At 60.0% G+C, this 13,044-nt stretch carries 10 protein-coding genes; 7 read left to right on the forward strand and 3 right to left on the reverse strand.

Going from position 1 to position 13,044, the window contains the following annotated elements; genetic code table 11:
- Nucleotides 1-256 precede the first annotated feature (256 nt).
- Nucleotides 257-1,027, forward strand: a complete 771-nt coding sequence (locus ASF61_RS11130) for a hypothetical protein (RefSeq protein WP_056155518.1) — start codon at nucleotides 257-259, stop codon at nucleotides 1,025-1,027.
- Between the two features lie 99 nt (nucleotides 1,028-1,126).
- Here ASF61_RS11130 and ASF61_RS11135 read toward each other — a convergent pair whose 3' ends face one another.
- The 3 genes from ASF61_RS11135 to ASF61_RS11145 are packed head-to-tail and all read right to left on the reverse strand — an operon-like array spanning nucleotide 1,127 to nucleotide 3,503.
- Nucleotides 1,127-2,185 (reverse strand): type VI immunity family protein, encoded by a 1,059-nt coding sequence (locus ASF61_RS11135; RefSeq protein WP_056155521.1) that lies wholly within the window; start codon nucleotides 2,183-2,185, stop codon nucleotides 1,127-1,129.
- Between the two features lie 8 nt (nucleotides 2,186-2,193).
- Nucleotides 2,194-2,868: a VRR-NUC domain-containing protein gene (locus tag ASF61_RS11140; protein WP_156369550.1), complete on the reverse strand. Its 675-nt coding sequence runs from the start codon at nucleotides 2,866-2,868 to the stop codon at nucleotides 2,194-2,196.
- Nucleotides 2,869-2,927: 59 nt separating this feature from the next.
- Nucleotides 2,928-3,503, reverse strand: a complete 576-nt coding sequence (locus ASF61_RS11145; RefSeq protein ID WP_056155540.1) for a PAAR domain-containing protein — start codon at nucleotides 3,501-3,503, stop codon at nucleotides 2,928-2,930.
- Between the two features lie 438 nt (nucleotides 3,504-3,941).
- Between ASF61_RS11145 and ASF61_RS11150 the strand changes: the two genes are divergently transcribed.
- The 6 genes from ASF61_RS11150 to ASF61_RS11165 all read left to right on the forward strand — a co-directional run bounded on the left by ASF61_RS11150 (nucleotide 3,942) and on the right by ASF61_RS11165 (nucleotide 12,944).
- Nucleotides 3,942-6,779, forward strand: a complete 2,838-nt coding sequence (locus ASF61_RS11150; protein WP_056155528.1) for a type VI secretion system Vgr family protein — start codon at nucleotides 3,942-3,944, stop codon at nucleotides 6,777-6,779.
- A 15-nt stretch (nucleotides 6,780-6,794) separates the two neighbouring features.
- Nucleotides 6,795-9,077 carry a DUF3274 domain-containing protein gene (locus ASF61_RS23590; RefSeq protein ID WP_056155530.1) on the forward strand — a complete coding sequence of 761 codons (2,283 nt, stop codon included), beginning with the start codon at nucleotides 6,795-6,797 and terminating at the stop codon, nucleotides 9,075-9,077.
- Between the two features lie 2 nt (nucleotides 9,078-9,079).
- Entirely contained in the window at nucleotides 9,080-10,882 is a 1,803-nt protein-coding gene (locus ASF61_RS11160) for a DUF2875 family protein (RefSeq protein WP_056155533.1), read from the forward strand.
- Between the two features lie 68 nt (nucleotides 10,883-10,950).
- Complete coding sequence (locus tag ASF61_RS23285; RefSeq protein ID WP_156369551.1) at nucleotides 10,951-11,853, forward strand: DKNYY domain-containing protein; 903 nt, start codon at nucleotides 10,951-10,953, stop codon at nucleotides 11,851-11,853.
- 420 nt (nucleotides 11,854-12,273) lie between these two features.
- Nucleotides 12,274-12,543, forward strand: coding sequence for a PAAR domain-containing protein (locus ASF61_RS22730; protein WP_082491503.1), 270 nt, complete (start codon nucleotides 12,274-12,276; stop codon nucleotides 12,541-12,543).
- Between the two features lie 80 nt (nucleotides 12,544-12,623).
- Nucleotides 12,624-12,944 (forward strand): STY0301 family protein, encoded by a 321-nt coding sequence (locus ASF61_RS11165; RefSeq protein WP_056155536.1) that lies wholly within the window; start codon nucleotides 12,624-12,626, stop codon nucleotides 12,942-12,944.
- The last annotated feature ends 100 nt before the right edge of the window (nucleotides 12,945-13,044 follow it).

Below are 13,044 nucleotides of genomic sequence, written 5' to 3' on the forward strand. Positions count from 1 at the left end.
TGGACCATGCGCACGGCGCGCTCCATCACTTCGGGGGAATATCGGACTGATTTTTTCATGGTGGCTCCATTTTCTCAAATGTTGGAGCCTCCTTCAAACCCGGGGTGATTCACGTAGGCATTTATGCAAATTGAGACCGGGTATCGCACTCGATGCCCGGTCTTTTTCCAGTGCTCGACTGACTTGTCGCAGAGCCATAGAGCCGCCTCGTGCAGGTTTCTTGTTATAGTTCCGCAAAGAACTACTAGGAGCAATCATGCGCGATAACTATGGCTCGGACCCGATGCAGCCCGAGGACTATGTCATCGACGAATCATTCGTGCGCACGAAGAACAATAGCTTGTTCAGTCGAGACGGCAGCGGTGCTAATCCTGACCTGGCAGACCGCGGCGAGATTGCCTTGGCGGCGCTGGCAGAAGCCGTAGACAAGCACGCGCGCTACCTCAGTCCAGAACAAACGGAGCTCGCTGTAAAGTGGCTGAAGAGGTGGAAGCTGCGCGACGCCGTGCTGGCCGACTATGACGAGATACGGGCGTCGGAAGCCTTTGCTGCCACGTTAAAAGCACTCAGGGAGAGTCCCGAGCAGGTTCAACTGCAGAGCGTCGCTGCCCGCCACGGCACCTGGTCCCGACTCTGGGCCGCCGTCTTCGCAGCAAGCCTCGCCACTATGGTTGGGATGGGCATTGCTGGCAGCGCCGGTACTGTCGCATGGCTTGTCGCAGCCGCAGCGCTGGTGGGCTCGGTCATCGCCAGCGAACGCAGCTTGGTGCGTGCCCTGGTCGTCGCGAAAGAACAGGACCGAAAATATGCCCTTGAGTCGCTGCGTGCCGCCACAACGGTCAGGGAACTGCTTAACGCCGGCCTGTGGACGTACTTGCCAGGGGTTGGCTCCGGCATCGACTACGACAGCAAGCACGGCAAGGCGCAGATTTTCAAAGACCGTGAGCGGCTGGCCGATGCGCTCTATCTCGACCCGGACGGGTTGCTTGACCCGTATGGCTTTCGCGACAACGGCCCAAGGGTATGAACCCTTGTCTTCTGCTCACCCAACATCTGAACCCGGCTGGCCTTACACCACGTGGCCTCAAGACGCCGCGAAATCGCGCGACCTCAAGCGGAGGCGACTCTACCGACTCGATGGAATCTTCGGCTCCTTCAGTAACTGCGCCTTATAAGCCATCAGCTGCTCGGGCGGGACGTCGAGACGCTTGAGCCATTCGTCGGCCGACCAACCAATCAGGCGGGGTTCGCTATCCGCTGACGCGTAGTGAATCTGCACTTTGGGCGTCCGGACCGGCTGCAGGAGCATGTCCGGTAACACAAGCCGGGCGGGAGGCGCGGTGTCCGCCGGTGCCGCATCTGGCCTGGCCCCCGCCTGAATAACGACCCCCGCGCCGTAGTCGAACAGCCGGAACCAATCCGGCGGCAGTTCAGACCGGACCGTCGACTCGCCGCCTACCTTCTCCAAGTATCCCCGGTTGATGGCCGTGAGCCAGCTGACCGTCTTGATGCCCAGGTGTGCGTTGGCGGCGCCTGCGATGAGGTTGCCGGCGTCGAATCCCTTGAGTTTCGGTGCCAGGTAGGCTTCGAATGCCTGGTTGTCGTCGTATCGGAGCGCCGAGAGGTTCAAGCTGTGACCGGCATAGCCATGTGCCGCATGAAGTCGCCGCGCACAGCCTACGAACAGCTCGACGAAGGAATCGGGAGTCTCCTCGACGAACAGCAGCGGCACAGAGAACCGCAAGCCGCACAAGCCCCAGTCCCCCATGTTTGCACGCCAGGCCTGAATCCCATGGACCTGGAATTCCCAGGGGCCGGCATCGTGAACCTGCTTACCGCTGGTGTAGTAGAAGCTCACCAAGGCGTTCGGGTCTATGCTGGCCAACATCGTCTTGAACGGCTTCGCCTTTTCGAAAGCCATCTTACGCGGCCCCTCGGGCGGGTCTTCTCGAAGGAGCCAGGTCAGCTCCGGCTTCGCGATTGCCTGGTACGCCTCAAAGCATTCATTGATGGCGTCGCGCACGGCTGGCAGGTGGGCGTTCTCGAAAAAAAGCGTGCCCGCGATGACCGGCACGCAGCCGACGTAGTCCTGCGGCCCGCTGGCCGTGAGCATCCCGCCGGGAATGTTCAGGGCCTCGGGGTTCGTACGCATCAGCTCGACGGGGTCGAACGGTAAATCACTCATAGCTGTCCTCAATACGCCGGCACGCCGCCTGGCGGTGGTCGTTTCGTTACAATCATGTAAATGATGCTCGCACCTACTGCGGCTTTCCCTATCTGCTCAACCGGTATTTTAGGGGGCTTCGGCTCGGGCTGGTTGCAATCGCACGCCTCGAGCTTGAGCGTCACCAGATTCCGTTCGTCGCCGGCGATTCGAATGTAATCCTGGCGCTGGTCGCCGACGTAGTCGTCATCCGGGAATTTCATCTCGACGACCTGCTTGATGTTGTCTTGCGTTGGAGGCTTCGTCGGGTCCTTGACGATGATGACGTCCGGGCGCCGCGTGTAGCCCATGTTGGGCACGTACGGCTGCGGGCGCTCCGGGTCCTTTGGCCAAACCTTCAGCGTCCAGCCGCGGAAAAAAAACGTGTATCCCTTTGTCGGAATCGTTTTGTCCATGAACGGCATTGGCGGCCGCTTCGTCATGTCATAGGTGTATTCGGCCTTGTATGGGCTCATGTGGTCCATCGCGGTGTCGAGTGCCTGGAGCCGGGCGGCGACGCATTCCTGCTTGAGCCGGCGCCCCTTTGCGCCGAGCTTCGGTTGCGCGTGGCACTGGCACATTGCGGAACAGAGCACCTTCTTGTCGACCGCATTAGGCTGCGGTGGCTGGACTGGCACGACTGTCGTTGTGCCTTCAACGGACATGCCCCCGGTTGCGAGTGGAGCGCTCGGGGGACGGCCTGATGGTGGTTTCGCTGGGCTCGTCATGCGTCACCGTCCTGAACCAAATCGAACGCCAGCGCTTCGCGCGCGTCGCGCTCGACCCACGTCGTGTAGCCGTCGGCGTCGGTAGTGCCAGTGACGTATTGCCCACCGGTCGACCGCACGCGCACGGCCTGGCTTCGCACTGGTGCTCCAGTAGTGGCGTCGACGAGTTGGAACCTTCCGCGGAAACGCTCTTTACCTGACGCGGCGGGCTCATCCTGATAACGGCTTGCGAGCCCCTTGGCGACGACGCCAAAGCCCTGCAGCGATGTACCGATGGCGTCGGACACGGCGCCGGATGCGCCGCCGTTCACCGGTTCGGTAAGGGTCATCTGCTGGCTGGCGACCAGCACGGCGCCACATGCTGTTTTGCACCCGTCGTAAGCGACAGCGTGGCCGTCGTCAAGAAAGCCCGCGTCGCCCTCGACGATGGGATACACACCCTTGCATCGGGGGCAGAAAACCATGTCGCCGACCCGAGCCCAACCCTTCCCATCGGTATCTGAGAATTTTGAACAGGTGATAACTGTCCCGCCGTGACTCGTTTTGTCGCCAATAACGATGAGGGGCTTCAAGAATGCCTCCGCGATTACTTGTCTTGAAGTAAATTTTAACATCAATGTTGCATTTGTGAATTTTCCGAATTTCACATCCTGTTCGGTGGTGTAGTCCGGCGGCGGCAGGTAAACGATGTGTTAGCGCCTTCCATACTGGCGTCAAAAGAATGCAGCAGGTAGCGGTTTCGCTGCGTCCAAGCAATACACAAAGAATTTCCGCTCGGATACTGCTGCTATACAGACCATTACTGGATGTTCAGTTGTTGCATGCCGCAACCTTCCTTCTGCGGAATACATGACTTCGCAATTTGCGGCATCGCAGCATGCATCGTGGTTGTCGCCGCAATAATTCTTCCGTCTTGAGCTGGAACCGTAGAGTGAAATTCGCAATTTTTCCTTAGAAAAAGAACAATCGTATCGAAGTAAGGACTACCGGCCCCAAATGGGAGACGACAGATGGCAGAGTTTGACAAGGTGCAAATCGCTGACCTGGCGCAGTATCTCCTGTCGACACGGAGCCGGGCAATTCGGCTCAAACTGGACCGTGCGAGCGACAACACGAGCGGCCAGCTCCTGGCCCAGAAGGTCGTCGGACACGAAGCAATATGCGGGGGCTTCGAGTATCGAATCCTGTGCGTTGCCGGGAGCGCCCGGCTACAACTCAAGGACTTCATCGGCGTACCCGCGGAGCTGCAAGTTGTCACCGACCAGGGGGAACTGCGTCGCCTGTGTGGCATCGTGACCGGAGCTCTGTCCGGGCAGAGCGACGGCGGCCTGGCGACGTATCAGCTGGTCATGCGCGATGCGTTTTCCATGATGGAAAACCGCGTCAACACGCGCATCTTCCGGAACATGAGCGAGCTGGACATCATCGAAACGCTTATCAAAGAATGGCAGACGACCAATCCCATCCTGGCTGCCACGTTCGACCTCGACATCGCCCTTGGACTGCGGCATGCCCGGCCGGCACGGCGCGAATTCACCATGCAGCACAACGAGTCGGACGCTGCATTCATTCGGCGCCTGATGCAGCGCATCGGCATTGCCTGGTTCTTTCGTCCAGGCCTCCCCAATTGGTCGGGAGCCAAGGGCAGCCAGGCCGAGAACGCTATCGGTCACACGTTGGTCCTGTTCAAGGACCCGTATGACCTGCGGCAGAATTCGGCTGGCACCGTGCGCTTTCACCGGGATGCGGCGACCGAGCAGCGTGACGCCATCACCTATTGGAGCGCAGAGCGTACCCTGCAGCCCGGCCGCGTCGCCCTGTACAGCCCCGACTACAACCACCCTGGCGCGGCGCCCTTCACGACGGTTCACTCTCAGTCCCAGGCGAACCAGGGCACGCGCGGAAACCAGCTTGCGGCAAGCCTTGAGGACTACTATGTCGCGGCGCCGCACCTTGGCGACACGATACTCGACCTGGCTGCACTGGGAGACACGCAGATGGCGCGCTTCGAGTACGCATCCAAGTCGTTTCACGGCGAGGGCGGTGTTCGTGACTTTGCTGTCGGTGAGTGGTTCATTCTAGAGGGGCACCCCGAGATTGATACGCACGAGGCGAAAGAGCGTCAGTTCGTCATCACCGAACAACGCATCATCGCGCAGAACAATCTGCCAGTCGACATCAGTGCGCGAGTCGAACGCATGTTCAGCCGCAACGGCTGGGGGCAAGATGACGATGAGCTGCTCGAACTGGGCGCCGGAGAGGGGACCCGCTACAGGACACGGTTTTCCTGCGTGCGCCGCGGCGTGCGCATCGTTCCACCACGCCGGGTCCTGCGGCGCCCGCAGGTGCAAACCGCGATTGTGGTCGGCCCCCCGGGCGAAGAGGTCTGGTGCGACAAACTAGGCCGCGTCAAGGTACGTTTTCCGGCAGTCCGGTCGCAATCATCCGCGCATGCGAGCGGTGAAGACGCTGCCAATTCGGATGGTATGTCGGCCTGGGTCCGTGTGGCGTCGAACTGGGCTGGAAACGGTCCGGGCAGCAGCGCGCAATGCGGCGCGCGCTTGTTGCCGCCCGTTGGAACAGAGGTGCTTGTCGAATTCGCCGGCGGCGACCCTGACAAGCCCATCATCGTCGGCCAGCTCTACAACGCCGACGCACTTCCCCCGGTTTTTCGGCGTGAAGATGCACTGCCGCAAAGCCGGTATCAATCGGGCTTGCGCAGCCGTGAGGTGCAGGGGCACCGCGGCAATCAGCTCAGGTTCGATGACACGCCAGGCCAAATCAGCGCCCAACTGGCGAGCGACCATGCGACGACCGAATTGAATCTGGGCTACCTGACCGAACTGCGACAGGACGGCCGGGCGGCGCCGCGGGGCGAAGGCGCGGAGTTGCGTACCGACGAGGCCATCGCCCTTCACGCCGCGCGGGGCATCTTCCTGAGCGCCTGGAGGCTTTTCGGTGGGTCGAGCACAAAGGGCAGCCAATTGGCACGCGACGACTTCGTGGGCCTTCTGCGTGAGTGCGGCGAACTGTTTTCCGCACTCGGGAATTATGCAGCCGAGCACAATGGATTGCCAATCGAAGCGAAGGACCAGGACGAACTTCTGGCCCGCTTCAAGCGGTGGGAGGACGGCAGCAACACTGCCCCCAACGCAACGGAGCCGCGGGAACCCGTCATTGGCATCACATCGCCGGCTGGCATCGGCTTTGCCAGCTCCAAGGCCATCGTCAGCTACTCGGCCAGGAACATCGACACCGTCGCGCAGCAGCACTTGCAGCTTACGGCCGGCCAGCGCTTCGCCGTCAACGCCGGCAAGGGCGTGTCCTTTTTTGCACATCACGGCGGGCTCAACGCCATCGCCCACTTCGGCAAGCTTGTGCTCCAGAGCCAGCACGACGACACCGCCATTGATTCGGCCAAGGACATGCAGCTGACCGCCTGCGACGGCGTCGTCACCGTCGCCGCAAAGGTGCTGCATTTCGTCGTGGAAGACGGTTCGTTCGTCAGGATGGGCAACGGGGAATTTGTCATCGGCAGCAAGCATCCCATCCAATACCACGCACCCGATTTCCTGTACGACGGCCCGGAAACCATGACGCCGCAACGTCCGGCGTTTGGCAGCGGCAAAGCGGACCAGAAGGCTGAGTTGCGCTACCCGCGTGCCGCCACAGCCGACGACAAGCTGGCCCAGGGCAGCACCGTCAAGGACACGGTCATGAACATCGCGCTCAGCGATGGCACGGGCACGAAGGCCCGCAGCGGCGCTGACGGCAAGTCCGACTTGTTGGCGCGCGACGCGATGCACATGGCCGACTTCGATTTACTGCGTGGCGGTGGCGGCAAATAGCCTTCAGGGGGAGACATGGCCGAAAAGCCTTATCCGAAGATTGAGTATGTGGTCAAACGCGAGAGCACGGTGCTCCAGTGCAACCGGCTCCGCGACAAAGTCATCGAAGTGCCGCGCGACCTGCCGGGCAATATCATCGTGATTCACGGCGTGAACGATGTGGGCACCTCGTTTAACGCGGTGGAAGAAGGCCTCTGTCTCGGCCTGCAGGAGCGTTTGTCCCGGTACTTTAAGCCGGCGGAATACAAGATGCCGGGAGAGACCGACAAGGACAAGGACGAGGTCGAAGTTGACCCGGATGCGGTGTACTTCAAGCGTAAAGTGAGACCGGATACCGACAGTCCGGTCATCCCGTTCTATTGGGGCTACCGAGAAGTCCAGAAAGAGGCAAAGACCGTGAACGGTCAGAAGACCGACCGCTATGGCACACGTCTCGACAAGGACCTTTGCAAGAACGGCGGTCCATTCGGCAATGCGACCAGCACCTTGCCGGACATGTGGAACCGCGGCGTCTGCGCTCCCGTTGACCCTTTGGGCGACCCCCTCAGGCCCGTCAAGACCGGCCCCGGCCGCATGTACATGGTATTGGCCGCGCTGCGCCTGGCTGCCGTCATTGCGATGATTCGCAAGTTCGAGCCGAAAGATACAGTCAGCATCGTCGCGCACAGCCAGGGATGCCTGCTGAGCCTTCTCGCACAGGCTTTCCTGATGGAGCGAGGCGAACGTACTGCCGATACCTTAGTCCTGACCCATCCGCCATACAGCCTTGACGAGGAAATGGGCAAGGGGATGAAAATCGTAGCTGCCTTTCAGGGCGGCGGCACGGATGCGGCGATGAATCAGTCGCAATACGACCTACTTGAGGGTCGCCAGAGCATGCACGCGAGATTGCAGACGCTGGTGAACATCGTGACCGGCGTCGTGAAGTCGAAGGCGACCGAGCCGTCTTTTGCGAAGATTAACGAGTGCGACTGTGGCGGCATGGTTGCGGGCTGCTGGAAGCCCGACGGCGACCGCGACAATCGCGGCAAAGTCTACCTCTACTTCTGCCCGGAGGACATGACGGTCGCCCTCGACAACATGCGCGGTATCGGTTGGCAAGGCGTGCCCGACTACGTTCAGGGAACGCAATACAAGCAGCAAGTCGATACCGGTTATGTGCCAAGCCACGGTACACTCAGCCAGGTCCCGTCTCGATGGGTGCACAGTACCGTGACCCGCAAGCCCATGGCCGAACTTAGGGCGGGCTTCTTTCAGCGGGTATTCACCGCCAAACGCCGGCTGGACCCGCGCACCGGAAAAGTAGCTTCTGTCCTGGTCGGCCAGCCACCACACGACTTCGCGTTACGGCTCAACAGTGAAGACGACCGTGCACACGTCGCAGCCACCATACGCGATTGGCGCGAGCATCTGCCAGTCGCGACATGGCCCATTGACCCGAAGGACAAGCCCGAAATTCAGCGGCAGGGTATCCGCGCAATTAACGGCGAACCGCTGCATCATCCCTGCGAAGCGGACCTACGGGGCAATCAGATAGATGCTAACAAGATTCCGGCCAGTTCCCGCCTGGCTAAGGCGCAGCCGCAGGACCGCGGGCCATGCGAGGAAGTGGACCCAATCACTGCCGCGATTGCGGTGACGGCGAGTTCGTTGCGCACCTGGACCGTGGAAGTCCCCGACCCGGCCGGGCATCCTCGCTATCCTGGCACGCCGCAGGACCTTCCGCCACACGACTGCGTCCAAGTGAGGGACGCCTACAACAAGGCGCGGGGCCGCAATCCGGCCGACCCCGATGACAGGTTTACGGTCGTGCGCGCTGTCCGCCAACCGAGTGGCAAGGTGACGGCCGTAGTGCAGGAAAGCCCCAACGATGCGCGGCGACGCTGGCAGCACGAACTGGGCGAAAAGTCGTTCCACAGTGCGATTTTCGACAGCGCGGCAAACCACCGCTACGTGACCGCATACGACGTGGCAATCGGCAGCGGCCAAGCGTCCAGCCATCGGCTGTTCTACGCCTACCTTTGCGCGGTGGCGGATTGGCGGCTGAAGAATCTACGTCCGGGGGACTTCATCCGCAAAGAAATGCCTACCTGGGTCGATTTTATGGACAAACACGGCGCCTACTACGAGTGCGAACCCGACTGGCGCAAGCAGCTCATCATGGGCAACGTCGACTACTACAGCACTGGCGTGCTGCCGTCCTGCCTGCCGGTGTTTACCGGCGAGCTGTGGAACATTGTCATCGCTGAAACGACATTGGGCAAGCGCGTGAACCGACCAGCTGCGGCGAAGGGATAATCATGAGCAGCCACACCGTCACCACTGCAGCGGACATCAAGCGTCCCAAGGCATGGAAGCACGTCCTGGGAGCTGTGCTCTTGTTTCCGCCTGTCTTCCTGCTGTGGCTCATATTCGATTTCCGGGTGCTGCATCCCGAACTTGCCAATGTTGACGTGGAGACGACGATGGATAGAGTACGTTGGTTCGGCGTGCCGCTGCTGGCGGTTGTGGTCCTGTTCGGCGGCAAATGGATTAAGGACTCCTTCGCTGCGAATAAACGCGAGCAGGCGTGGCAGCAGAAGACGCAGCAGCTCAAGGACCAGGAAGAGTCCGCACGCACCGAGAAGGCACGACGCGAATACGTGCTCGAAGTGCTGGGTCTGGGCGTCACTTACGAAAAGTACCGGCAGGGCAAGCTGTGGGATGCTCTTCAAAAGGGCAATGCCCATACCAGCATCCGCGAGCGCGACCCGAAGAAGTATGAGTGGGCAGACACTGACAAGATTGGCGATTCCGGTAGCCGTGCCTGCGACGCGCTGGAGAACGGCGCCGAACGCTCTCCGATGTTCTGGGGCGCGCCAAGCATGTATGCTGGCCCCCCATTCATAAATCCCGCATGGCAGCCGAGCGCCATCCAGCCGATAGCGGGATTGGCCGGTGGCGCGGACAGTACCGGTATGGCCTGGCACCTGTTCGTGACCGGCCCCTGGCAGCTTAGCGAACGCCCGGACCAGTTGCTGGAACAGGCGTTCGCACTCTTCGACAAATACCCCGATTTGCCTTACCTCGTACTGACGTCTGCTGACGACATGGCGGTGCGCAACAGGGCAAGGCTTCCTGGTACAGCTCGGCTTGTGCAGGATGGCTACTACATTCCCGAGCGGCCGGACTCGAGCGCGGTGTTCGTACTGGCCCGACGCGAGCGGGTTGAGCCGCTGCGACCCTACGTGTGGGACGACCCGGACAACGACTACCTGCAGGAGAACCTGCGGAGGATGTACTATCAGCTGAGCGACGACGTCCCGAACCCCCAGAAGCTCGCTCACCCCGACGAAGTCAATATTGGACGTCATCCATCGGTCGCGGAATGGTTGCAGGCCGCCGCAGGATTCGCCAAGAACCCGGTCTTCGACAAAAAGGACGGCAGCCCGCTGCTCGATGCATTCAAGCGCTGGGCCAATCATCCCCCCAAGGACTGGAAGCCTACGCCGTGGTTCCCGGTTCCGTGGAACCGCGAGCAGATGCAGGCGTTCGACAACTTGCCATCGCTGGGCTTCATCCATCGCCCTGTCTTCGTCAAGTTCGAGGACGAGCACGGCAAGCCGGTAACGCGGCGCGACGCGCGCCAGAAGCTGTTGGAAGCCGGCTGGCAGCAGGCTTTGCAAACCCTACCAGACGCCGAGCGCGCGAAAGGCCCGGCCAGGATTGTCGCCGCCTTCGACAACAACGTCGACCACCTGGTTGCGATGGAAGGCATGCTGCACCAGTACGCGGCGCAGGGCGGGCCGGAAATCGACAGTGGTAAGACGGCGCAGTTCATCAACACCGACCGGCGCCTGGGCAACACCGGCGCGGCCACCTTCTTCATGCAGATGGCCCTCGGCGTCATGGGTAGCTACATCGAAGGCGGCACCTCGGCCGCGGTCAATCTGCGCGACCCGGCCGGGGCCAGCATTGTCTTCATCAGCCCGCCGACCGAGGAACGGCGCAAGGCGCAGGAAGGCCGGGACGTGTTCAAGCATCAGGTCAAGCCCTCTATCGACCCTGAGAACTATAGAGCGCCGAAGGTTAGCGAGGTTTTACGTGCTGGTGAGGAGAAGTAAATTGAAACTGCGTACCTCGCTGGCTTCAACGCCGCGTATCGTTACTCGAGACGAGGTTGAGGAATTGTATGACGAAAATTTTCTACGGCATATTTATCTTCTTTCTTGTGCTGGCGTACTACATGTTTGTCCCAGAAGTTGTCTGCACGGTGGAGTGGGTGGACAGCGCTTCCAGACCTATAGACGGCCCATTTTACGAGTGCAAGGGTAGCTTTGAAACCCGGCGTATCGGATTTCTCGAATATACCCGAATCGGGAATGATGTCTACCGGGTCAGCGAAGTCCACGGCGGAGTTCTGCCTCCCCGAGGGCTACGCCCTAGAGTACCCAAGAGGTTTGTCTTAATTAAACTCGACGCACCAGTTAATTGGGAAAAACTGCAGGATTACCTCGGCGGAATATATTTGAGTGACGGAAATGTCATTTGGAACTCGGATGGGGAAAGAGTACTGTCACTGACACCAGCGCTCGACATCGCAAATCTACACCGCGTGCCCGGTTCTGTCGCCGGCCGTAGTGCTGACTACGCGACAGACGGTCGCTGGGTAATACGTGGCAGCAACCCCGTTAAAGGCGCGGATGCGCCGACATTCAGGCAAATTTTTGCTCTCGAGTTAGATGGGACTGAGGTGGAGTCTCAGTCGACGATGGAATTCGGGCGTGACCAAAACTCCGTTTATTACGGCGATAATAAATTAGAAGGCGCAGACCCTAACAGCTTCGGTTTGGTTTCCTACAACGACTGCCGCAATCCACCGCCGGGGATTCAGTTTAGTTCTGACCAAGTGGAACGAGGAGCGGGCTGGGTAGCGGTTGACCGAAAGCAGGCTTGGGAGGTCGACTTCACAGGTGTTACCCCCCTCAAGGTATCCGACGCCCAACTACGTGTCTTGCAGAACGATTTGCAAAGGGCTAACGCCGCCTCGAAGAACGCCCCGAAAGAATTCGATGAAAGCCTGTGTAAAAGATAGCATTCATACCCGATAAAATCTTTTTGAGGTGGCTATGGCCCTACGATTCAATAATTTTCATGAGAAATTTATCGCGCTCCACCAAGGCGCCGTGCTTCTAATCGGGTTGGCTGTAATAACAATCTCGCCCGAAGGAAGCCACACCTTCTTTTTGCCGTTCGTAATTGCAATAGCACCGCTTCTTTTCGCGGCATTTACGAACCCAGATACTTCAACTGCGCAGGAAAGGAATACTCTGCGGCTGCGTACCTATCGGGTCAGTTCCCTCATTGGGGTGCTTTGTACATTCGTGCTGATGGGGATGTGGTTCGCCTGGGCGATGATACAAACACTTCGCGAAATAGGTTCCGCACATTGAATGAATGCTCCCGCAGAGACGTCCGCTCGACTTCATCATGGTAGGTGACGGAGGAATAGGCAATGCGAAATGTTGTTCGGTTGGGCGATGCCACATCGCACGGTGGCAAGGTGGTCAGCAGCAGTGCTAACCACTTTAAGGTTCATGGCGTGCCAGTGGCGTGCGTAGGCGACAAGTGCAGTTGCCCCATCCCCGGCCACACAGACTGCACAATTACGACCGGGTCCCCGCATCACCTCGTCAAGGGCAAGAGAATAGCCTTCGACGGCGACGAGCTCAGTTGCGGTGCAAAGCTCATCTCAAGCTTCAAGCACTTCGGTGCAGCCTCATAGTGAGGCCAGTGGCGCTGACCAGATGACAGGCATCGGGCCACGTCAGTGCAAGTGAATGTCACAAAACTCGGAGACCCAGCATGAAACGCCTGAACTTCGCTTTCGCTGCAATGTTCGTGTTCGCACATGTTGCGGCTGCTACTGCCTCCGTGCAAATCCGCTGCCCCGACGAGTACCCCCGCGAGAAAATTACGGTTCCCGTGCCGGCGGGCTGGGAGGGCCGGACTTTCGTCAACCGCTTGCCGCTTGCTGAGTCGGGCTTGCTGCTGGGTTCTCCCGACGCAGAGATTCCGTTCGTCGCCGAATGGAAGGAGGTGAAAACGCGGGAGGGTTACGATGCGGTGTACACAAAGTTCCCCAAGGACCGTAAGCGTCGCCCCGGCGCCGTCTGGACGGCCTGACTACCGTCATTCATGATCGAATTTTGGCACAACATTTGTGCCCACAAATTCTGATTATGGACACAAATTTTCAACCAGTCGCATCCCCGAATGCGCGCGG

The organism is Duganella sp. Leaf126, from assembly GCF_001423125.1.
In the GTDB taxonomy this organism is placed as follows: domain Bacteria; phylum Pseudomonadota; class Gammaproteobacteria; order Burkholderiales; family Burkholderiaceae_D; genus Rugamonas.

Excerpts from the sequence above, each read along its gene's own strand:
- ASF61_RS11130 (WP_056155518.1), top strand. The coding sequence starts at position 257 with ATGCGCGATAACTATGGCTCGGACCCGATGCAGCCCGAGGACTATGTC.
- ASF61_RS11135 (WP_056155521.1), bottom strand. The coding sequence starts at position 2,185 with ATGAGTGATTTACCGTTCGACCCCGTCGAGCTGATGCGTACGAACCCC.
- ASF61_RS11140 (WP_156369550.1), bottom strand. The coding sequence starts at position 2,868 with ATGTCCGTTGAAGGCACAACGACAGTCGTGCCAGTCCAGCCACCGCAG.
- ASF61_RS11150 (WP_056155528.1), top strand. The coding sequence starts at position 3,942 with ATGGCAGAGTTTGACAAGGTGCAAATCGCTGACCTGGCGCAGTATCTC.
- ASF61_RS23590 (WP_056155530.1), top strand. The coding sequence starts at position 6,795 with ATGGCCGAAAAGCCTTATCCGAAGATTGAGTATGTGGTCAAACGCGAG.
- ASF61_RS11160 (WP_056155533.1), top strand. The coding sequence starts at position 9,080 with ATGAGCAGCCACACCGTCACCACTGCAGCGGACATCAAGCGTCCCAAG.
- ASF61_RS23285 (WP_156369551.1), top strand. The coding sequence starts at position 10,951 with ATGACGAAAATTTTCTACGGCATATTTATCTTCTTTCTTGTGCTGGCG.
- ASF61_RS22730 (WP_082491503.1), top strand. The coding sequence starts at position 12,274 with ATGCGAAATGTTGTTCGGTTGGGCGATGCCACATCGCACGGTGGCAAG.
- ASF61_RS11165 (WP_056155536.1), top strand. The coding sequence starts at position 12,624 with ATGAAACGCCTGAACTTCGCTTTCGCTGCAATGTTCGTGTTCGCACAT.